A 22233-nucleotide genomic window follows, 5' to 3' on the forward strand; every position below is an offset into this window, starting at 1 on the left:
TCCACGGCGGCCGCTCACTCCTTCTCATGTGCAGGCTAACAAGCCATCAGGCACACACATTCCAAGGCGAGTTGCAGCATTCTGTTAGGAGTTCTAAGCCGACGGGGTGGAGAACGAACTTGTAAAGCGGCGCTCATCCCGGGCTGCCTCTGGGCCGTGCGACGTCAGCCAACGTCGACCACCAACGACAGAAGCCCACGGCATCTGAGCAGATCAGAGCCGTGAGCTTCGTCAGTCCCGCTGGTGAACCGGGCTGGTGATCAGTAGACCGGCTACTGATTGCAGTGGCCAGCACTTGCCACACCCATTGAGACCCGCCGAACTTGCATTACGACGACGCCACTGCCTTCTTCTGGCATTGACGGATGCAGCGCCTTACTCGGATTCAAATTCTGCCTGGAGCTTAAGAGTGTTCGCGTTTTCGGTGAGGATGCGCGCTTTGTCGTCGGGGAACCCGTCCGGCCGCTTCGCATGGATCTCTACAGTGATCTCCACTTCGGAGCCGACGAGGTCGAGGTGCGGGAGGATCTCGATGGCGTACTTGCTGGCGTTCTTGCTGTACTGCTCCGGGGTGAGCACTGCTCGGGCATAGAAGCGTGTGTTGCGGATGACGAGCTGTCGGGTTTGCTTCTCGCTGGTCTGAGCCGGGACGTGCACTCCGAGTCCCGAGGTGGTCTCGGTCCCCGCGGTGTCTGGGGGTGTGTCCGCGTCCTCGCTGGTCCGCTGGGCCGGTACGGCAGTTGCGGCGGCGTCCGCCTGCCGTTGCTGGATCGCGGTGTCCGGCCGGACCAGGAGGGTGGAGTCGGTGATCTGCCCGAAGCGGGTGTCGCCGCCGGGGAGCACCAGGCCGTCGTAGCGGATGGCGGCCTGGTCGTAGCCAGTGGCGAGGGCGAAGCCCTCCGTCTCCCAGCCGATCATGTGCAGCACGTCCTCGATGCCCTGGTCGAGCACCGCGCGGTCCCGCACGCGGTTCATGTAGGGGTAGCGGGTGTGCAGCTCCCACAGCTGGCCGACGCTGATGTGGCCGTCGCGCTGCCAGATGGAGGCGAGTGGGCCGGTCAGCTTCTGGTGGAGCAGCGCCGGGGCTTGCTGCAGCCACAGCAGGGCCTCGCGCTTGAGCCGCTCCGCGGTGCGTACGGCCAGATCCGGTTTGCCGGTCTCGACCTTGATGGCCTCCCACTGCACGGGACGCGCCGGGTCCTCGCGCTGCTCGGGCACGAGCGCCCAGTGGTAGGTCTCGGCGATGCGCAGCTGGACCTTCTCGTCCGCTCCCTTGATGCGGCTTTCGGCTTGACGGCGCTGGCTGGGGTTGAGGTCGAGTTCGTCGGCGCGATCGAGGACCCTGTGCCAGCCGAGGTATTCGCGCGCGGCTTCCATCAGCTCGTCGAGCCGCTTTTTATCGGGGGCGAGGAAGACCAGCATGTTGCGATGCGCGCGCTGCGAGGATCCGCGGGAGTTGAGAGCCTCGGCGGCGAAAAGCATCGCCGGGCTGTCGTCTTTGTTCTTGGTGTGGTGGTGCTGCGGGTGCAGCAGGACGAGCCGTACCTCGTCGGTATCGGGGATGTCTGCGGTGTGCTGCGGGGCCACGTGGACCCCGGAAAAGTCGCCGGTGCGGCGCTGGGTGGGCGCCAGGCGGCGGACGAGTTCGGCCCAGACGTCCTCGGGGCGCTCGACCAGCCGGTCGGCCTCGTCCTTTGCGATCCGGGTGACGCTGGCCTGGGTGTCGTACCAGTAGCGCTCCCCCTCGGAGTAGAGGTAGGTGGAGCGGTCAGCCAGCGTGTTCAGGGCGGTGCGGAAGTTGCCCATGCTGTCGCCGGGCATGGCCATGCCGAGGCGGACGTGAGGCTCGTCCAGGCCCTTTGTCGCTGCCTTGAGCGTGGCGGCCGATCCCATGAACAGTGTGCGGGCGATGCGCCGGGTCATGGCGCGCTCGCCGAGGAAGGTCTTCTCCTGGTCGATCTGGAGCGGGGTGGAGTTCACGCCGTCCACGTCGGTGTCGAGGATGGGCTTCCAGCGGTCCTCGAGGTAGTGGGTCAGCTCGCCGGCCACGCGCTGGTCGTTGAGGGGGATGTCGCCGGGCATGATCATCGCGCTCTGGTTGCCGTCCCGCCACAGTGCGTGGATGACGGCGCTCATCAGCCGCAGCACGCCGCGGGTGCGCTGGAAGCGCTCGAGGGTTGACCAGTCCTCATACAGCCGGGCGAACAGCTCGGGGTGGATCGGGTAGGTGGACTTCAGGCGGTTCTCGTACTCGGTGCCGTCCACACCGGAGGGGAAGTCCGCTTTCTGCCCGCCATAGAACTGGGTGAACAGCCGCGCCACCTTGTTGATCTCGGCCTGTGCGCCGCCGCTCGGCGACTCGAACAGGCGGCGGCGCACGATCTCGAAGGACTCATCGGCCTTCGCGGGCCGCCATGGCTCGGCCTTGCGGTGGATGACGCGCTGCAGCCGGTCCAGGGCCTGCTGGCCGGCCGGGCCGCCCACCTCGTTCTCGTCCGCGGCGACGGTGCCGTCGTCGGAGGCCGGGATAGAGACGATCAGCTGTGCCCCGGAGACGGCCTCCACGACCTCGGTGAGGGTCTGTGCGAAGGTGAAGTGGGTCTCGAACGACCCCCCGGGCAGCCCCTCGGCATCGAAGAGCTGCCGGGCGTAGGCGACCCACTCGTCGACGAGGATCAGGCAGGGGGCGTACGCGGCGATGAGGTCGTGGAGGGCGGCGCCCGGATTTGTTCCAGTGCGGTCGGCCTCGGCGACGATGTCGTACCCGGTGCGGCCTCCAAGCTGCCAGGCCAGCTCGCCCCACAGGGTATTGACCCGGGTGCCGTCGGCCTTGGCGTCCGGCTGCCCCGGACTGATATGGGTGCCGACCAGGACCACGCGGCGCACCGGCTCCTTCGGCAGGCCCGACGCAGTCCCGGCGATCAGCTCGTGCATCTCCTGCGGCAGCTGCTGCGGCTGTACCCCCGGGGCGAACAGGTGGTACAGGGCCAGCATCGAGTGCGTCTTGCCGCCACCGAAGTTGGTCTGCAGGTTGAACGTCGGCGGGGCGTTGTCGTCGCCGGATATGCGTCGGATCGACTTGGCGAGCAGCTCCCGCAGGCCGTCGGTAAGGTAGGTGCGCTGGAAGAACTCGACCGGGTCGGTGTACTCGGGGGCGCCCTCGCCCTGGGCGACCTGGGCGAGGTTGGCGGCGAACTCGGAGGCGTTGAAGTCACCCCGGGCAACGTCCTCGTGCGGGATGAGGACGGAGCGCCAGGGCTTGAGGCCCTCCGTCGCCACGGCCGGGGCAGTGGCGGCCTCGCGGGTGGCGCGCTTGGTCTCCGCCTCGATCACGGCGCGCTGGTGCTCCAGGCGCGAGCGGCGCACCTGCTCGATGAGGTTTTTGTGGCCGCCGACCGCGGTCAGCAGCCGCTCGGCGGTGTCCAGGGCGCGTCCGGCGTCGTCGGAGTTGAAGGGCTCGTTGTGCGCCCACTTGTTTCGGGTGTCGTTCAACTCGCCGACATAGTTGCGGGCGGCCGGCGGCAGGACGTGGCGGAAGTAGGAGGCCCAGTTCCGCAGCATGGTCTGCAGCAAGAACTGCGGATCCTGCTTGGAGGTCAGGCTGAAGCCGCCCTCCCGGGCTGTCGTAACGGCGTCGTCGAACCAGGTCTCGCCCTGCCGTCGGGTCATCTCTCGCTCGACGAGCGGGAGCAGCCCGTCGGGCAGCAGCTCGATCATCCGGCCGATCCGGTCGCGGTTACTCAGTGCCATCGTGTTCGCCGTCCTGCCTATCCTGTCCGCCGCGCCCAGTACCCCACCGTGCGCGGTGTCGTCGTTCTGCACGTCCCCTCCCCCTGCCTCGCCTTTCGGCGACCGTCAGAACAACTGGTCCTCGTCCTCGTCGCTGCTGCCGGAAAACAGCTCCGACTGGGAAGCCATGCCGCCGCCCTGCTTCTCCGCTGCGCGCGCTGCCATCTGCAGGTCCGGCCAGGAGCTGACCAGGTTGTTGAACCACCGGCCACTCTCCGACCAGCCGTTACGCTCGCAAATGTTGTAGAGCAGGTAGGCCAGCTCCTTGACAGCGTCGTCGTCGACCTTCGTGCGGGCCCGGGCAAGCAACTCACCGGCTGCATCGATACCGGAGCTGGAGCCCTTGCCCTCAAGCACGCGCGACAAGTGCACCGCCACCTTCCAGACCGAGATGCGGTGGTCTGTCTCGGGCTCATAGGAGGCGAGGAGTGCCTCGGGCTTGAGTAGCTCGGTCTTGCTAGCGCGGGCCTTTACCACATCCGCGTCCTCCAGACCGGACAGGGACGTGTTGAGCGCGTTAGCGAGCAGCTCAGCCTCACCGAAAAGACCCTGCTCCCACTGATGCTGTTCGAACCACTTGATGCACCAGCGAGTGTCCGTGTCGAACTCGCCCTCCTGCTCAGAGAGCACCTCCCCGAGCACCTCGTTGATCATGGAGAGGGCGGCACGCACTCGCATCGGGGCACCGTCCGGCTCAGTGACTTTCGCATACCGGGAGAAGATCGCCATGCCGGGACCAATCGCCGCCTGAGCCAGGTCCACAGCCGGGATGGAGCTCTGTCGGAGGGGCCTGAGCGCTTCCGGCAACTCCCGGCGCAAAGCGGAGAGGAAGCTGCGGCGGTCGGTCGATGCCGCGTTCTCGGTTCGGGGACGGCAGATCATCACGATGTACGAGGCAAGAGCGTTGGCGCCCTGGCCGACCTGTCGTGTGCTATTTGTCGCGTGCAACGGCCAAGTTCCGACCACGCTGATCCCGGCGCCCACCATGGCTTCCAGAAGCGCATCCCAGGCGGAAGAAGAGAGCTCACCGTCCTTGGTCTCCTCCTGGCGGTGCGCGTAGATCACCACGATGGGCAAGTCGGTGCGAGATGCTTGCTTCAAGGAGGAGAAGACATCGACGAAACCATCAATGAAGTACTGGCGCGCCTTCTCCGGTCCACCGTGGCGGTAAGGATTGGCGATGAGTTCTTCGGTCTTCGGGGTGGCCATAGTGCCGAACAGATCTGGATGCAACCGCCCGGCAGAACGGCGCAACCAGACATAGAAGTAGTCGCTCAGGTCCGCATAGTTAATTTGGGCGAAGTACGGGGGATCAGTTGCTATAAGAGCACTGCCAAGAGGAAGTAGCGCACCGGCCCTGCGGGCATCAGCCTGAACAGCGGTACCCGGTCTAACCGAACGCGGGAGCGCCTTGAGGCCACCTAGAATACTAGTTATTTGAGCAGTCCAGCTACCGACCGAGTCTCCAAACGGATTAGTCTCAGCGAAGTCCCAAAGCATTGGGAAAGCTTGACGCCCAAATGCGGGTTCCGCCTTTGATGGTCCACTCCGAACCCTCCACCGACTCTGCGAGGAGTTGGACTGGGCCATTTTACTCACGCAGACTGCCAGTACGGATGCGATCGCCGTGGCCTGGTCGGTGTCACCGCCGTCGCGTATCACCCAGTCGGGCACCTGCGCCACGGCGTCAGCAAAGGCCCCAAGCACGTGGAGCTGTCGATTGGTGTAGAAGTCCGACTGCTTGGTCATTCCATATGCCTGGACCCTGAAGCCAAGCGCCTTCGGCGGAAGGTCTACGTCAGGCGCATCGTCCGGTACGTCAGCCACCGCGGCTTTTACATAGAATGACCTAGGAATGAAATGTCGACCTGCCCCATTGTCAATTGCCATGGCCATCAGCTGAAGGCCCATCCGTCCCGCCACACCGCATTGGCGAATGTATTTTTCTTCAACCTCCGTCTCGCATGCAGGGCAGGTGAACTTACCGCCTCTGCCAGCGCGCTTGGTGGCTTCAGGAACATCCCTGGCTTCCCCCTGACCGACCTCGAACCGGACCTGGCCTTCTTCCACTACAGGTCGCAGCCAGGCCTCGCGTCCCTGCTGCTTGCTCAGCCATGGCGAGCTGTATAGAGGAATCGATATCCCGCATGCGGGGTTGACGCAGGGAACAGTCCGGGCCCAAAGCCAGGCCACTACCTCGCCGTCTTCCACGGACTCGTACAGATTGCCGACCTGCCGCTGGACCTTCTCCCTCACCAGGTGCCCGTAGTGCTGAATGTCGGCAAGCAAACCGGCAATGGGATCGTCGGCGACGCCCGCGAGCCCTCCGTCCGGGCCGGATACTGCGGGTTTACCAAGCACGGCGGGTATGAGCTGGGTTTCCACCCGCGTGACCAGGACGGGAACCGGGTTCAGGTCGCTGGCGAGGGTAGGGAAGCCGAGTCGCTGGGCCTCCACCAGTGTCGAGCCGCCGCCGCAAAACGGGTCGAGGACGGTCGGGAGCTCCTGTTCTTGCTCCTCCAGCACAGCGCGGGCCCTCTTGATGGCCTCTGCTGAGGGGGCGATGCCTTCCGGAGGCACCAACCCTTCGATGATCTGCAGCAGTTCGGCGCGCTTCTCATCGTCTTCCGGGTCGTCCACGACGGCTGCGAACAACAGGGCACGCCATGCCGGGGTGGGCATGGGGGCAAACCACTTGTGGATGTTCTTGATGGTGCCCACCTTGCGGTCTTTATCCGCTTTGCTGGCCTTACTGATGGCCTCCAAGGGCAGGGCTACCTCGATGAGCTTCCGCCGATATAGCATCGCGTTGGTCTCATTCACGGCGCTCACAGCGGAGCTCCTCCTTTGTTCCAGGCGTCGTGCCAATTGATGACAATGCCTTCGGTTTTCAGGTCACCGAACTCGGTGTTGGCGAAGGCGTCGATCAGGTAGCGCAGGTCATCGTGCGCGGGCCCGTCGGGGTGGACGGCCACGATCGCGAGCCGATGCTGGTCGCCGCGGTTCTTGGCGACCAGCACCTCGTTGCGGCTCACATAGAAGTCCTGGGCACCAGCCTGGCGACCCTTGACCTCGATGTGCACCAGGTGGCCATCCGGAGTGAGTGAGCGGATGTCGTACCCAGGGTTGTTGTGTGCCATCTCCTCGGGAAGGCGCCCGAGTTCTTTCTCGGCCCGAAGCACTGCGGCGATGGCCCGTCGGTCGGTCTCGTAGCCGTCGCTCGCCCGCGATGGCGCCGGTCCGGTGGCGCCCAGGGCCTTGGCCAGCCAGCCCACCGGTACCACCAGGGCGCAGCCGGCCACGACGGGGGACCGGGGGTGGAGGGCGGCGTCCTTGTCCAGCTCCTCCAGGCGCTTGGTGCGCCGGTGTTCCAGTTCTTCAGCCCAGTTTCGGGCCTTGTCCGGCTTGTGACGCACGCGTTTGCCGGCGGCGAGGTCCTGTTCGAGTTTTCCGGCTTGCGCGTGCCAGTAGTTGATCTCGTGTTTCAGGCGCTGTTCGACCTGGGCCCGGGTGCGGGTGACAGCTGGCAGGAGACGGTCGCGTGCCTGACGCAGGTGTTCGGGCAGCGCTTCGCGAATGGCCCAGTCCAGGGCGGGGGCTTCGCCACCGTTGTGAAGCCAGGCCTGGTCGAGCAGGGCCTGGGCGGCCTGGCCCTCGGCCGGTGTCGGGGGGCGGTAGTCCAGGTATGGGGCGGGGCCGGCGTTCCTGGCGGTGCCGTCAGGCAGCAGTTCGGTAAAGGCGAAGGCCCGGTCGGCGGTGCGGCCGTGCCCATCGGTGATCTCCTGCGAGAGCGCCACGAGCAGTCGGGGCTGCTCGCCCGCGTCGGCGGCGTCGATGAGTATCGCGCCGCGGCTGAGCAGGTCGGCGTGCTGTGCGATGACCTGGTCGAGGACTACGTCGAAGAGCGGGTGACCGGGAGCGATCAGGTCGGCCCGGGGCTTGCCGGGGGCGCTGATGCGGTCGCGGTCGAAACAGACTCGTTCGTACTTGCGTTGCACGGCGCCGCCTAGACCGGTGAACCGGGCAGGGTCGCGCAGGGGGGCCGGCACGTGAGTGATCTCGAACCGTCCGGCCTCCCGGGGCATCAGGCGGCCTCCGGCGCGTTCGAAGGCGTCCCGGAAGAACGCTTGCACGTAGTGCGGGTGCAGGCGGCGGGCCTGGGCCTCTTCCATCCGCAGGCGGATGGCGTCGACGTCCTCCAGGCCCATGACCTGAGCGTCGAGCGCCAGGCCCTGGATTAGGTCGACGGCGCGCTGCCCGACCCGGGCGTCGATGACCTCATCGAGCTGGGCCTTGACCTCGGGCCGGTCGCCGTAGCGGATGGCGCGCACGAGTAGCTCGCGCAGCGGCTGTCCGTCGAAAATCTCGCCGAGGACGTTGTAGACCTTGCCGTCGTAGGCCTTGTTCTGCTGCTCGATCTTGTCCAGCAGACGGTGGAAGACCTGACCTTCCCGGGTGTTGTCGGCGACCAGGTTCCACAGGTGGCAGACCTCAGCCTGGCCGATGCGGTGGATGCGGCCGAAGCGCTGCTCGATGCGGTTGGGGTTCCACGGCAGGTCGTAGTTGACCATGAGGTGGGCGCGCTGCAGGTTCAACCCCTCGCCGGCCGCGTCGGTGGCCAGGAGCACCCGCACGTCCGGGTCCTGGTTGAACCGGTCCCGGATCGCACGCCGCTGCTCGCGGGGAGTGCCGCCGTGGATGGCCACAACCGCGTCGACGCGGCCGATCAGGGCACGGACCCTGCGGGCCAGGTACTCCAGGGTGTCGCGGTGTTCGGTGAACACGATGAGCTTGCGCGGGCGGCCGTCGGCGTCGCGCAGGTGGGGGTTGTCCTGGAGTAGCCCGGACAGTTCCCGCCACTTGCGGTCCTCGCCCAGGGCCAGCACGCTGGCGGCGGCCTGTTCCAGCTCCCGTAGATGCTCGATCTCCTGCTCCAGCTCGGCGACGGTGAGCGCGGCCGAGGCGGAGTCGACGACCTGTTCCTCTGCCTCCTCCAGTTCCGCGCCGGTCAGGTCCTCAAGCTCGGCGTCCCAGTTCTGGCCGTCCTCGCCCCCACTCAGGGTGTCCAGCGCGGTGTCCTGGTAGGGCGGGATGGGGCCGCCGCTGGCGTCCAGCGCTGTCTGCCGGGCGGCGAGCAGCTCGGCGCGTTTGGCTTCTAGCCGCCGGCGGCGGCGTTCCAGAGATTTGGCGATGGCCTCTGGGCTGGAGGCCAGGCGGCGTTGGAGCACGGTCAGGGCGAAGCCGACCTGGTTGCCGCGGCGGCCATCGAGCCGCTCGGCGCGATTCATCTCCTCCCGTACATAGCGGGTGACCTGCTCGTACAGCTCCTGCTCAGCCGACGACAGTTCGTAGGGGACGGTGTAGGCGCGGCGCTCTGGGAAGAGCTTTTTGCCGTCGAAGGTGAGTAGCTCCTCCTTGACCATGCGGCGCATCAGGCCCGAAGCGTCGTGCTGGTGCACCCCATCCCGGTACTTGCCGGCGAACCGGTCCCCGTCCAACAGGGCCATGAACAGCTGGAAGTCCTCCTCCTTACCCGCATGCGGAGTCGCGGTCATCAGCAGCAAGTGCCGGGTCACCCGACCCAGAAGGCGCCCGAGCTCATAGCGCTTGGTGGTCTTCAGCTCGGCGCCGAAGTAATGGGCACTCATGCGGTGCGCCTCGTCCACCACCACCAGGTCCCAGCCGGACTCGGCCAGGCGACGCTGCAGCTCCTCAGACCGGGCCAGGGCGTCCATGCGGGCGATCAGCCGGGGGTGCTTGTCGAAGACGTTCGCGTCGACCGAGGCCTCCACCAACTGCTTGGACAACAGCGCGAAGTCCAGGCCGAACTTCTCCTGAAGCTCGTCCTGCCACTGCTCGACCAGGCCACCAGGCGCGACGATCAGACAGCGCTCCAGGTCACCACGCAGGGCCAGCTCTTTGATGTACAGGCCCGCCATGATCGTCTTCCCGGCGCCGGGGTCATCGGCGAGAAGGAAGCGCAGCGGCGTGCGTGGCAGCAACTCGTTATAGACCGCTTGGATCTGATGCGGAAGGGGATCGAGCAGGCTTGTCGATACTGCGAGCATCGCATCCCCGCGGGCCGCCATGCGGATGCGCAGGGCCTCGGCAGCTAGACGGAACAACTCAGCGTCGGCGTCGAACCCCCGGTCCAAGGACCCCTGCTCGCCAGCGGTAAGTTCGCTCTCCCGCTCACGGTACAAGATTGTCTCGTCCACCGTGCCGTCCGCACGGCGATAGGTCAGCCGGGCCGCAGAATCCCCGAACATCTGCAGCGCCACCACCGTGACGTCCACCCTCGGTACCACGCCACCGACCACCGTGCCCGGGGCGAGATCCTCCAACCGCAAACGCGTGCCCGTCATCTGCTGCCCCTCCCCGAGCCGCGGAGCTTCGCTGCAGGAATCCTGATGAACTATCAGATCATCCCAACGTCAGCCTAAAACGTTCGCCTTCCGAGGCCTACCCGATCGCCTCAACTCCACCTGGGTCACGCGGCGCTGTCCTTGGCGCCCTCGTGCTGCCGCAGGAAGACCCAGAGAGGAAGCACATTATCTTTACGCTACACACACATTCGATACTTGTGCTGCAACTGTGATCTTGCCCCTCAGACAAAGGCGCAAGGTTAGATGCCCTCGAACCGTCTCCCACGTCAGCCATGGACTGAACTGGTACGTGCTGACGTCATCCTCGGTCACTGGTGCAACGGGCACCGCAGCCGCCTCCGCTACTGGAAGTCCCAACACGCCTCCGATGTGTCGGCGCGAATCAAGCAGTCCTGCGGGCGGATGCCGTGCAACTGACGACTGCAGCCAGTTTGCGATCTTGGACCATCTGTGGACCCGGGTAAGCCGTTGTCCGTGACACAAGGTCTTGACCAGCAATGATGCCGGCTTCCCAAGCCCCCTCCGGAGTTGTGTGCGCCAAACCGGCATGATGTGAGCCATGACCTCCGAAGCCAGCAGCACCCCGCCCGTGAGCACCGAGGTTACGGTCGTGACCGATGGTGTCCCCCAGGTCTTCACCTGGGAAGACGAGGCGCGCACCACGGTCCGGAGCCTTGGTGCCGAGGTCGTGATTGAGGCGAATGTCGCTGGACTCAGAACGCTGGCCGGTCACCTGCTCACGCTCGCCAAGGACGGCGTTCCTGATGGGAGCCATCTGCACTTGGAGGACAGTAACGGTCTGGCAGAGGGCTCCGTCGGGTTGGTTTTGGAACGAAGCAACGAAGTCGACTGAGGCAAGCCCACGGCCCCAGTCACAAGGCCCGTCGGCTGTTCTGGGCACATGGGCCGCGGTCGCCAGAAGGGCTGTTCGAGCTCGACAACGACCTGACGACGGAGGAGTACCTAGAGCTGCACGAGGCGTTCCAAGAGCTGGGCGCCTCGACGAAGCTCGTCTGCGTGTTCTTCACAGCCGACGGAGAGAGCGGCTTCCATGTCATCCACTGGGGAGAGGCCCATCTCGAACCGGCCCGCACCTTCACGTGGCCGTACAGCGAACAGCTCCCGGTTGCTCCAGTGCCGCTTGAGTGATGGCGGAGCCGTCATTGTCTGCTCCCGGCGAGGTGAGACGGCTGATTCCTGGGCCGTCCGACGCCTCCCGAGGCCACTCGGCGACAACCGACCGTGACAGCCAGATTGACCTAAGCGCCAGCGGTTCTAACACTGTGTGAGTAACCTGCGACGGTGACCATGTATCGCCAACATCTTGAGCGGATCTCGCGAGCAGTGCAGAAGGTCTCCACTCGCCCGGCCGCTTCCTCTTACATCTGGGGCGGCCGCCGGTCCCCATTAGCCTTCGCAGTGTTCCATCTCTTCTTTCTGATGCGCCTGTTATCGCCGCTCCAGTGGGTTAAATACAGCGTCCGGCGCAGGAACACCGCCAAGCCACCAACGACGAACCAGCGTCCGGATTTTCCCGCTGCCTACACCGAGTGGTACTTCATCGTCATCCTCGTCGTGGCCGGAACCGCCTACCTGGTTCGTCACGCAGCTAATCCACATCCACCAGTGCTGCTTGCGTGGCTGCTCTCGGCTGTGGGCTGGTTGCTGATCACCGAGTGCGTAGTGTGGGTCATGTACTACCTCATGCTGCGAGCTTTCGTGGAGCGGTACTACACGATCTTCCACCCAGCTGAGTATGTGCTGACGTTCCCGCTGCTCCTCACCATTCAGCTACTGCTCGTTAGCGATGTGACCGGGCGTGGCATCACCGATTTGCTGCAGGCCTTCATCGGCAACCCCGAGGCGGGAGACCGGTTCGGGACTACGCTGGCGGTCTTCGGCCTCGCCTATCTCGGAGTCGCGATCACCGTGGTCCTCAGTTCCCATCCTGGCATCGACACCCGCACGGCCCAGACGGTCTCGATCATCGGCGCTGGTGACGTCACCTTGAACCGGATCCTGCCTGCCCTGAAAACTCTGGGCTACGAACGTAGCAGCATCACGATCTCCTCTATCGAGGATCCCGAGACCGCCAACGCCCGCGCCGCGATTGGTGACGACGCTCAGTTGCACGTGACTTCTCCGGACAAAGTGCTAGCCACAGCCCTGCGTGAACACGCTCCCACCATCATCGCCTCTCCCACATTTGCTCACTTCACTCAGCTTGTCGCCTTGGCTACTGCTGGCGTCCCCTTCGCTGTGGAGAAGCCCATCGCCTCCGGCCGCCCCGAGCGCACCGTGCTGCGCACCGAGGGTGCGCAGTTGATGGCCCGCGGCTTCGCCCTGAGCTACTACAGCCTGGAAAAGGCCCTCCCGCTCACCTACTTCCTACAGCCGCTACCGGTGTATTCGCGCTTCCTGGCTGCCAGCGAGCCCGGCTTGTTGGGCGGGGCAGCCCTGCATGCACTGCGCGAGGAGCTGGGCCAGGTGCGCTCCGCGAACATCGACCTCCTGGAAGGCGCCTCCCGCTCCCCGGCCAGCTACGGCCGCCTGTGGACCGAGGTCCCCGGGACCTTGAACCCCTTCATCGAGACGACCATCCACCCGCTGCTGCTACTCCGGCACATCACCGGTGCAGGCCCGATCGCCTGGACCGGCTGCGCACTCGGCCGGCATGCCCCGCGCGCCGCCCAGGTCCGCGCCGAGTACGGCCAGGAGATCGCCCCCACCTGGCTGGAAGCCACCGCCCACCACGGCACGATCGAACTGCGGATGCGGGTCGCCAAGCATGTGCCCTCCTCACTCGCCCAGCGCCGCGCCGTCATTACCTACGCCAACGGCTCTGTAACCGCCGACTTCGACACCCGCCGCGTCGACTTCGAAGTCAACGGCCAAAATCGCGGCTGGATCGCTATCGACACGGGCCGGGACGCGGGCCGTTACCAGCAGAATTACGCCGTGCTGGTCTCGTTGTTCATGGAGTTCGCCATCAACGGCTGGGGAGCCGTCCGCTTCGACGACTTCGAACGGCAATTGGACGCCCTGGATCACTGGGACGACTTGTGTGAACTGGTAGACCAGCACCAGCCGCCAGTGACCGAGTACACCACCGAATCCCTCACCACCAGCGTTCCCCGCCTAGTCCACCTAGGCACGACGGCCACCCCGCCCCAACGTCGGTCAGGCACCACCCCGTCTACGCCCCGCCTCCCCAACCGCTGACGCACCGCCGGGCTGGGGCCTCTCCGAAGCCGGCGGCCATAACGTTGCGAAGACGCTCGCAGGAGCTCTCCAGTCGGCTCGCCTCCCATCCGCTCTGGGTCCCTCAGAACGGCGCCGCTTGGGGTAGCCCTGTTGGCTGCTGTGCCCAGACGGTCTTTCCCTGATCCCCGTATCGGGCGCCCCACTGGTCTGCGAGGGTGGCGACGATGAACAGTCCTCGGCCTGTCTCGTCGATGGTGCGGGCGTGTTTCACGTGAGGGGCGCTGGTCGCCGAGTCGCTGACCTCGCTGGTCAGCATCCCGTCGAAGATCAGGCGTAGTTGGAGGGGTGGAGCGCCGTAGCGGACGGCGTTGCCGACGAGTTCGCTGACGATGAGTTCGTTGGTGAACGCGGCGTCCTCGTCCATACCCCAGGCCTCCAGTTGGTGCCGGGCTGCTGCGCGTGCGATCGGTGCGGCCTCGGGGTCCGCGGGCAGGGCGAGGGTCAGGACCTGGTCTGCGGGGAGCGCTTTGGTGCGGGCGAGCAGCAACAGTGTCTCGTCTGTCCGGCGGCAGTGTCTGAGCGCGTTCGCGATGGCGTCGCGCAGATCTGGCAGGCTCCGCGTGCCGGCGCTGTCCAGGAGCGGGCGCAGGCGCCCGGCCAGAACTTCGTCTGCGATCGAAGCCGTGGCCATCGCCAGGGTGGCTCCCTCGGGGAGGCTGAAGGTTGTTGCGGGAAATGGCGCGTTGCCCGCTCCTGCGAGGAGGGGGCCGGGAGGAACGCACAAGGCCTCCGACGTGCCGTCGGGAAAGAGGGCGACCGGCTCAGGAAGGCCGGCGCGGGCGATGGTGCAAGTCAGATCGACCGGGTCGTAGATCGCGATGGCGCAGCCGGCGGTAAGCCGCTCGCGGTGAAGAGGGTCCCCGGACGGCAGCGCGGCGCGTTCGGCTGCGAGGCGGGCCGCGGTGTCGCTCACCCGGGCCAGCAGTTCGTCTGGGCCCAGATCCAACACGGCGAGTGAGTGGAGGGCCGTACGGAGTTGTCCCATCGTGGTCGCCGCGGTGATGCCGCGTCCCGCGACTTCGCCGACAACCAACGCGGTCCGTGCGCCGGGCAGCGCGATCGTGTCGAACCATGCGCCGCCGCTCTCCGGACCGGAAAGGTGCATTCGGCAGACCTCCACGGAACTCGGTGTGTCCGGTTGCTGGGGGAGAAACCTGCGCTGGAGAGTTGCTGCGATGGTCCGCTCACGGGTGTAGCGGCGGGCGTTGTCGATACAGAGAGCGGCATGCGCACACACGTCGGACGCCAGTTGCAGGTCCTCCTCCTCGAAGGGGGCTTCTTGCCGGTGGCGGTAGAAGCTGACCACGCCGAGAGCATGGCCGCGCAACACCAGGGGTGCCGTGATAAGAGAGTGGGCCCCGGATTGCCTGATGGAGTCGGCACGGGCCGGGTCGGCAGCGAGCCACGAGCTGTCCTCGTCGATCGGGATAAGGCGCGGGCGAAGGTCGACCAGCACGCCCGAGTAGGGCGTGCCGCATGGCAGAGGGCGCACGTCCCCGACCGGGTACGCCGAGATCCGCCCACGGAAGGCTGTCCGGCGCAGCGGAACGTCCCGGGGGACGGGGACCGGCGGAGGCTCCTCGCCGCCGACGACACCTTCGATGACCTCGACGACGGCGATGCCCGTGAAGGCCGGCACCACCGCGTCCACCAGCTCTCGGCACACTGCGAGCACGTCCAGCCGCCGACCTACCCGGGCCCGAACCGCGTCCAGGAGAGCCAGGCGTTTCTTGACGTTCTCACGCTCAGTGACGTCGACCGTGGATGCCACCAGACCGAGTACATTCCCGTGGCAGCCCTCTAGGCGAACGAAGGAGACGGAGTAGATGCGGCGCCTGCGCACGCCCGGAGCCTCGACGCCCCGGACGAGCCGGTTCAGCACCGGCTCACCGCTCTCCAGGACTCTCTGAGCCACCGCGAGCTCTTCCTCGGGGTCTTCAAGGTCGTACGCCTCGGTGAAGCGCTTTCCGAGTAGGTCTCCCCCTGTCGTCTCGCGCAGCCCGCGGGCGACGGTGTTCATGCGAACCACACGCAGCTGATCATCGAGGACATGCAGCCCCACCGGGGCCTGGGTGAAAATGGCCTTCAACACCGCCACGTCCTCCCGCTGTGAAACGGCCTCCGCCGCCGCGCATACCCGCCAAACGACAGAAGAGCCACACAGCTCCGGCTTGACCAGCACCGGGGGCACATCGAAGAAAGCATCCCAGCGCCATCCGTCGGTGGTATCGACGTTACGCATCAGCGTGGCGACGGACTGGCCGACGGCCTCCTCAGCGGACCATCCGAACATCTTCTCAGCGTGACGTCGCCATTCGGTCACCCGCCCACCCTCATCAATGATCATGAGCACGTCACCATGGGGCATCGAAAGCACCTCCGCCCTCATCCCCTGGTGTCACCGCACCGAGCGGCGCAGTGCACCCTCCACCAGTTCAAGCGCGTGGCGATCCCCCGGCAACCCGACCCGGGCCCAGGCTGTCACGGCAGGCTGATCGAATCCCCGACGGAGGTGGTGACGACGAGCTGCCAGGCTGATCTGGACGGGCGGTCCGACCGTTGTCCGCGACTCACCTCCGACACAGTCCGTGTCGTCGGCGCCCCCTGACGGGCTCCGCCGCAGGTCAGAGAACTGTGCGGAGTGATCGACGCAATCACTCCGGAGCCGTGTGCGCAGGTTCGAATCCTGCCGGGGGCACCCTGTATGAGGTGCCTAAAGACCCCGTCACCAGCGGAAACGCTGCGGTCGGGGTCTTCGCGTTTGTGCAAGCTTATGTCGCTGAAAGCAGCGACTTGCCAGTGATCACGTTGTAATAGCGTGTTGATCTTGGAGGGTTTCGCGGCAGGTCAGAAGGCGTTCCACGGCCCTTCTTGCACATGCCCCGCTCTGCATGATGCCTCACCACGACGGCTGCAGCCCATGCCACTGCACAGGGGTCTATCCATGCCTGCACCACTACAACAATCATGCTGATTGCAGCAGCACGCGTAGAGGGGGGCGGGTGGCTCAGTCAGAGATACCGGTGGCGTTGATCGGTCTGGGCGGAGCAGTTGCTGGAGCAGCAGCCACAGTCACTGTAGGTCGCCTCACGGGGCGACACAGCGTCCAGGCGGCGCTGATCGCAAAGGTGGATGGCCTTCAGGACGAGCTGACGACGTTCTGTGCACCATTCGTCGAGGCGAGAGTCCAGTTACTCCCGGCCCTCACCGGCCGGACCCCCGTCGAGCCGTGGCGCGATTTGGCTCCCCAGATGTCCAGGGCCGCGCCACGCTGGACATCCATGGTTACGGATCCGCTCCGACTGTGGGAGATGCCCGGGATCGTGCGCCGCAAGGCCGACTACGTCGACGATGAAGTACGGCTACACCAGTCGCGCGCCGCTGACCTGCTCCTGCCCGACGTGCATGCGGCAATACGCGAGCTCTATCAGGACACCAAGGAGCTTATCGAGACTTATACCCGAGAATTTCAACGCCTCGCCAAGCGCGGGATGGGGGTTATGTAGCGTCGCCCATTGAAGGGGAGCCAGGCAGAGCCCCGAACCAGAGGCGGCCCGGGGCTCCCGTTCGTCGGTCATGCGGTTGGTCAGTCCGTGGGGTCGTCCCCCTCTGCCAGGCCTTGCATGATCCGGTCGTTCATCTCCTTCTCTTGACCGTCGATGCACTTGGCGTAGATCTTCAGCAGGACGTCGACCGAGTGGCCCGCGCGAGCGGCGACCTCCGGCGCGGGCACTCCGGAGTTGAGCCACTGGGAGACGCCCGCGTGGCGGAGGTCGTACGGCCGGAAGGCGAGAACCGAGGCCACCTGCTCGGGGACGAGCGCCAGTTCTCGAGCCTGCTTCCACGCCCGGGAGTACGACGACGCCGCAATCACGTTTCCCCGCTCACTGGAGAACAGCCGGCCGTCCTTCGCCGTGCCGAACTCCTCCAGGTGCTCGCGGAGCAGCCGCACCAGGGGAGGCGGAATCGGCACGATGCGCACCTCACCGTGGGCTCGCTGTTTCAGACCACGCCGATCATGAGCCTCGCCGGAGTCGGTCCACGCCTTCCCCGCCGTCGGGCGCGTCTCCGCTAACTCGATACGACCCCACCCGGTCTCCGGAAGCGTGCAGTCGGAACGGCGCAGCCCCAGTGCCTCCCCCGGCCGCATGGCCGCGTAATACAGGCACCCGAAGAACGCCCGCAACCGCCGACCGCTCGCCCGGTCGTAGCCACCCACGTACGTAAGGGCGGTCAGTAGCTCCCGAGCCTGCCGAGGGTTGACCACCACCCGGCGGTCGACCTCCTGCAGCGCCCGCTTACCCCGCTTGCGCCGGACCCGGCTCAGCGGATTCGACGGCAGAAGCTCCAGCTCCACGGCGTACTCAAGCGCATTGAAGACCACGGCGCGCCGCCTCCGGTACGTCTGGGTCGCCGCAGGCTTGCCGTCCAGCCTCCGCCCCAGCGCGTCGATCAACTCATGCACACGGGCGATCTCTTGCAGCTCGGCGACTGGAAGCGATGCCTTCTCGATCCACCTCACCGCCGCAACGATCTCTTCCGGCCGCTCCCGCTCCCTACGGGGCACCGGCAGGACATACGAGCGCAGCGCCCGCCGCAGCACCTCGGGAGCAGGCCGCCCCCGCCCCGGCTTCACCAGGACGGGAACGACCGTCGCCAGCGCATCGGTCATGCTGTCCCGCTGCTTGGCCGACGCCTCCGCCCACCGGGCATCCACGTACTTCACGGCCAGGTCCAGGAACGACAGCGCAGCCTTGCCCCCGCGCAGCGAGTCGGGCAGACCGGTCACGGTGTCGAACGGCTCGCCCTTGTCGAGCGCCCGTACCAGCTTGGCCCGGAAGCGGTCAGCCAGCGTCTTGGTCTTGTACGACTCGCTGAACGGCTGTCCGTCGACCACCCAGCGCACGAGGTAGGTCGGCTTCTTGGTGGTCTTGTTGACCGACAGCTTCCAGACGGAAACCTTGTACGACTTCACGACGCCGCCCCCTCAGCCCGCTCCTCCAACCACTCATCGAGCACGTCCCGGCGGACCCTCAGCTCCCCGTTCGGCAGCCGGATACAGGCCGGAGCGAGGCGCAGTTCCCGCCAGCGGTAGAAGGTGCGCCGGGAGATGCCGCCCAGTTCGTCGAGCACCTGCCGGACCGTGAGCAGTTCGGTCGGCTTCGCACGGCTGTCACGCGCCATGGAGACCACCGCCCTCCCGCACCGAGGCAGCCAGGAGAGCCGCCTCCGGCGAGTAGCCGCGCCCCGCGTAACGCCACTCGCCGACCGTGACCGTTGGGTGGTCGGCCAGGCCGAGCGAGGCCCGTTGTTGCTCCGCGCGGTGGTCGGCACGGGCCTGGCGGAGGGCGGTCAGCGTAGTCGAGTAGCGGCGCGACTTGGTGGAGAAGTGTCCGCCGTACCCGAGCATGTGGGCCCAGCGGCGCAGCCCTAGCGGCGCGAACTCCGGCAGACCGCCTAGCCACCAGCACGTACCGATCATGCGCAGCACGTGCGCGCGCACCGGCAGCATGACCATCTCCCGCGCGTGATGGATGCGGCCGTCCACCGCGCCGGCGGACTCCGCCCCCTTCGTGGCGTACTTGGCGACGTAGCCCGCCACAGCTCCCGCAGATGCAGGCCGCTCCCCCGCCTCCCGTCCGTACGAGGTGACCGGCCGTACGTCGACCTGCGCACCGAAGCGCAGCACCCGCGGACCGACCACATTCGCGCCCGGGGCGGTCAGCCGCACCCGACCGACCACAGCCCGGACCGCGTCGACCAGGAGCGGCACGGTCGCCCAGCCGGGTGGAGCCGAGCCGGGCCCATCCGGACCGTCGAGCCGGATCACGGCATGGAAGTGGACCAGGCCCCGCCGCTGGTACTCGGCGACTTTCGCGTACGAGAGCCGGGCAACCTCCCCGAACTCCGTACGCGACAGCCCTGCCCGCCGGGCCACCTCCCGCCGCAGTTCCAGCCCGAACCGGTGCCAGAGCCGACCGGCGAATGCGTGCCAGAGCACCGCCCCCGCGTAGTCGTAACAGCGCGGGCAGAGCGGTTCCCCGAGACGGAGGTCATCCGTCGGGTGCCGCTCCCGGCATTCGGCCGGAGTGCCGTGCGGGCAGCACTCCCCCACCCGTCGAGGCCGGCAGGCCCGCACGCGCCCGTCACGTTCACGGCGGGTGTGGACCGGGCCGAAGCCGGGAGCGGTGAGGGTCGCAAAGACCCGCGGGTGCCCGCTCACCGCCTCCGGCACCTCCTTGCCGCCGACGAGTCCAGCCCGGACGAGTTGGTAGGTGTCCGCCCGGTACACAGCCGAGCAGGCCGGGCAGACCGTCGCCCGTCGATTGCCACACGCGGTGAGCAGGCGACCGCCGTAGACGTCCGACCCGTAGGAGAGCAGGGCCGCGCCTGTGGTCGTGTCGAAGACGGTCGCCGTGCCGACCAGGTGGATCGGGTTCGTGCAGCCGCCGAGGCGGACGATGTTCCGGCGCCAGGTGGCGAACTCCGGTTCCGAGGCCCTGGCGACCAGAGCGGCAGCGCTGTGCGGTACCAGGGTGGCGCTCATCGGCGACCACCCCCACCGCCGAACGCGTGCCCCATCACGGCCGAGATACCTTCCGGCCGGGTCTTGGCACTGAAGCGGAGCGTCGGGTCCGTGAGCCAGAGCGCCGCAGCGTGTGCCGGGCACAGGCGTTGCTCGGTGTCGTCGAGCCCGACGAGGACGACCTGTTCCCGTCCGGCGCAGGTCGAGACCTCCGGGTCCTGCTGCCTGAGTTCACAGTCGGGCAGCGGGGATTTGCGCGAATGATGCGCGATGGACAAAGTGTGAGTGCTCCTTTCACTGCTCATGTGGCGGATGGAGTGGGTTCCTGACGGGGTCGGGTTTGGCGACTTCGCGCCCCGTCGGGAGCCCGTCGTACGGGCGATCACTGCCGCTCCTCGGGCGGAACCGCGACGACCACGTACGAGATCGGCCCGAAGTCGCGGCGCGCGTCGAAGTAGCCCCGGCCGATGTCCTCCGCCGGCACGCCGAGCGGAGCGGCGAGGGACTCCACTCCCTCTCGGCGACCGGCGGAGTCCGGTGCGTCGATCAGGACGGCGACGGATGCGTGACGCGGTACAACCACGTCGGGGTTGGCGGCCAGGAAGTCGGCCAGCTCACGGAGACCAGCCAGGAACGCGGCGCGATCACCGGAGCGGATGACGTAGTCGGACACGAGGTGTCCCCTTTCTCGGTCAGCGGGGCGTTTCAGAAGCGGAGTTGACCTAGGGGCCCGTTCACGCCGTCGAGGAATGCCTGAGCAAGTGGCGCGGCCACGGTCCGGGAGAGCAGGAAGCCAAAGGCCCCGCAGAGCAGCGCGTCGACCCACCGCAGGTACCGGATACGCAGCAGGAACCAGATCAGCAGCCCGAGCAGCAGAACGGCGGACATGGACACCAGCACGGCAGGCCCCTTTCACGGCGCTTCGACGTGCAGTTCGGACAGGACGGGAGTCAGGTGCGCATACTCGGCGGCGACGGCTTCCGCCTCCGCCTCTGTGATCAGGTGCGACCGGGCCCGTTCCCAGCCGTCGCCGGAGGCGAGGACGGCCGTACCGGCCTGTTCCGGGGTGATGGCCTGCGCTGCCTTGAGCGCGTCGGGGTTGAGGTCACCAAGCGCCATCTCGGCCGTACCGGGGTCGGCCACGCGGTGGCACACCCGGCCGCCCAGTTGGGCCCGCAGCGCAGTGACGCCAGGCCCCAGGTCGGAGCCGACACGTTGGCCGGCGACAACGAGGAACACACCGAGGGCCGCGCCAAGTTGGGCCAGCCGAATCAGCGCCGTACCAGCCGCCTGCGCTTCGTCCTTCTCGTTCCGGCTCGCCACGAGGAAGAGTTCCGCGATCTCGTCGACGATTACGACGACGGGGACCGGGCGTTCCTTGTCCGGCAGACCCCAGATATTGCGGACACGAGCCGCCCGGCAGACGGTCATGCGGTCGAGGGTCAGATCTACGAGCGCGGCCAGCAGCCGGACCGCCTGTTCACGGTTGGTCGCCAGAGCCGACAACCGCGGCTCGTACAGGGACAGCTCCATACCGCCCTTGCAGTCGATGCCGACGAGAGCCACGGGTTGCGGAGCCAGACCCGCCACAAGGGCGTTGATCAGCGTCGACTTGCCGGAGCGGGTGGCACCCACGATCAGCCAGTGCGGCACGCGCCGCAGGTCGACCACCCACGCGGCCCCGGTCTCCAGCGCGCCCACGGTAACCCGGAGCAGATGGCCAGGGCCTCGCTGCTTCGGAACCCGCGGATCGGCCAACGGATCGGCCGCCGACGCGACGATCCGTACGACCCCCGGCTTCCAGGAGGTCACCCGGACCGCGTGAACCTGCCAGTCCTCCGCCATGGCAGGTACGGCCTTGACGAAGTCCTCCGGCACCTGGCCCGGCAAGAGCCGTACCAGGAGAACGAAACCGCCGACGGTCGGTCGTATGAGACCGCGACGGGGTACCCGCGGCTGAGGTGGAGGCGCCCCGTTGCCGACAAGCCCGGACACGACCGTCAGCGCCGGTCGCCGGCTCACGGCGAGGCCACACCCGGCCATCAGTGCCCGCCAGGTGCGCATGACCCGAAAGGCGGCGGCCGGAAAGCCGAGTAACAGCCACCAAGCGACGAGGTAGCGGCGGCGCAGGGCCGGGCCCGCCAGGAGGAGCAATGCTCAAGACCTGTGGATCGGTTCCGGGGAGGCACGCGGAGGGCGTACCTTCCCGAATGATCCTTTGATGGTCACCGAGTAGGCCCGCGTTCGCAGCGCGGGTCGGGAAGGCAC

At 67.0% G+C, this 22233-nt stretch carries 14 protein-coding genes; 3 read left to right on the forward strand and 11 right to left on the reverse strand.

All coding sequences use genetic code 11. The features are described 5' to 3' along the window. Nucleotides 1–375: 375 nt before the first annotated feature. From ACFYX0_RS41100 to ACFYX0_RS41110, 3 genes are read right to left on the reverse strand one after another with little or no spacing between them, the layout of a single operon-like run. Entirely contained in the window at nucleotides 376–3822 is a 3447-nt protein-coding gene (locus ACFYX0_RS41100; RefSeq protein WP_388979272.1) for a DUF499 domain-containing protein, read from the reverse strand. A gap of 33 nt (nucleotides 3823–3855) precedes the next feature. Next, complete coding sequence (locus ACFYX0_RS41105; protein ID WP_388979275.1) at nucleotides 3856–6621, reverse strand: DUF1156 domain-containing protein; 2766 nt, start codon at nucleotides 6619–6621, stop codon at nucleotides 3856–3858. Then, the gene (locus tag ACFYX0_RS41110) at nucleotides 6618–10154 is read right to left on the reverse strand and encodes a helicase-related protein (RefSeq protein WP_388979278.1); all 3537 of its coding nucleotides are present in this window, start codon (nucleotides 10152–10154) and stop codon (nucleotides 6618–6620) included. Before ACFYX0_RS41110 ends, ACFYX0_RS41105 begins: the two co-directional genes overlap by 4 nt. 580 nt (nucleotides 10155–10734) lie before the next feature. Between ACFYX0_RS41110 and ACFYX0_RS41115 the strand changes: the two genes are divergently transcribed. Both ACFYX0_RS41115 and ACFYX0_RS41120 read left to right on the forward strand, forming a co-directional pair. Continuing rightward, nucleotides 10735–11028: a hypothetical protein gene (locus tag ACFYX0_RS41115; RefSeq protein WP_388979281.1), complete on the forward strand. Its 294-nt coding sequence runs from the start codon at nucleotides 10735–10737 to the stop codon at nucleotides 11026–11028. 449 nt (nucleotides 11029–11477) lie between these two features. Beyond that, nucleotides 11478–13397, forward strand: coding sequence for a hypothetical protein (locus ACFYX0_RS41120; protein WP_388979283.1), 1920 nt, complete (start codon nucleotides 11478–11480; stop codon nucleotides 13395–13397). 103 nt (nucleotides 13398–13500) lie between these two features. On the opposite strand, the gene ACFYX0_RS41125 is transcribed toward ACFYX0_RS41120, so the two are convergent. Beyond that, nucleotides 13501–15828 (reverse strand): SpoIIE family protein phosphatase, encoded by a 2328-nt coding sequence (locus ACFYX0_RS41125; protein WP_388979285.1) that lies wholly within the window; start codon nucleotides 15826–15828, stop codon nucleotides 13501–13503. 613 nt (nucleotides 15829–16441) lie between these two features. Between ACFYX0_RS41125 and ACFYX0_RS41130 the strand changes: the two genes are divergently transcribed. After that, nucleotides 16442–16945 (forward strand): hypothetical protein, encoded by a 504-nt coding sequence (locus ACFYX0_RS41130; protein WP_388979288.1) that lies wholly within the window; start codon nucleotides 16442–16444, stop codon nucleotides 16943–16945. An 80-nt stretch (nucleotides 16946–17025) separates the two neighbouring features. Here the strand turns inward: ACFYX0_RS41130 and ACFYX0_RS41135 are convergent, their stop codons facing one another. From ACFYX0_RS41135 to ACFYX0_RS41165, 7 genes are all read right to left on the reverse strand, one after another. Beyond that, entirely contained in the window at nucleotides 17026–18414 is a 1389-nt protein-coding gene (locus ACFYX0_RS41135) for a tyrosine-type recombinase/integrase (RefSeq protein WP_388979290.1), read from the reverse strand. Continuing rightward, a complete protein-coding gene (locus ACFYX0_RS41140; RefSeq protein WP_388979293.1) occupies nucleotides 18411–18623 on the reverse strand; it encodes a helix-turn-helix transcriptional regulator in 213 nt (70 codons plus the stop codon). Before ACFYX0_RS41140 ends, ACFYX0_RS41135 begins: the two co-directional genes overlap by 4 nt. Continuing rightward, nucleotides 18613–19986 (reverse strand): replication initiator, encoded by a 1374-nt coding sequence (locus ACFYX0_RS41145; RefSeq protein WP_388979296.1) that lies wholly within the window; start codon nucleotides 19984–19986, stop codon nucleotides 18613–18615. The genes ACFYX0_RS41140 and ACFYX0_RS41145 overlap by 11 nt, the downstream gene beginning before the upstream one ends. Further along, nucleotides 19983–20243: a hypothetical protein gene (locus tag ACFYX0_RS41150; protein WP_388979299.1), complete on the reverse strand. Its 261-nt coding sequence runs from the start codon at nucleotides 20241–20243 to the stop codon at nucleotides 19983–19985. The genes ACFYX0_RS41145 and ACFYX0_RS41150 overlap by 4 nt, the downstream gene beginning before the upstream one ends. A gap of 104 nt (nucleotides 20244–20347) precedes the next feature. Then, nucleotides 20348–20638 carry a hypothetical protein gene (locus ACFYX0_RS41155; protein ID WP_388979303.1) on the reverse strand — a complete coding sequence of 97 codons (291 nt, stop codon included), beginning with the start codon at nucleotides 20636–20638 and terminating at the stop codon, nucleotides 20348–20350. Nucleotides 20639–20670: 32 nt separating this feature from the next. Next, nucleotides 20671–20865, reverse strand: coding sequence for a hypothetical protein (locus ACFYX0_RS41160; RefSeq protein WP_388979305.1), 195 nt, complete (start codon nucleotides 20863–20865; stop codon nucleotides 20671–20673). 12 nt (nucleotides 20866–20877) lie between these two features. Then, nucleotides 20878–22119 carry an FtsK/SpoIIIE domain-containing protein gene (locus ACFYX0_RS41165; RefSeq protein WP_388979308.1) on the reverse strand — a complete coding sequence of 414 codons (1242 nt, stop codon included), beginning with the start codon at nucleotides 22117–22119 and terminating at the stop codon, nucleotides 20878–20880. Nucleotides 22120–22233: the final 114 nt, after the last annotated feature.

It is taken from the genome of Streptomyces sp. NPDC002573 (assembly GCF_042889625.1).
GTDB lineage: Bacteria > Actinomycetota > Actinomycetes > Streptomycetales > Streptomycetaceae > Streptomyces > Streptomyces gibsoniae.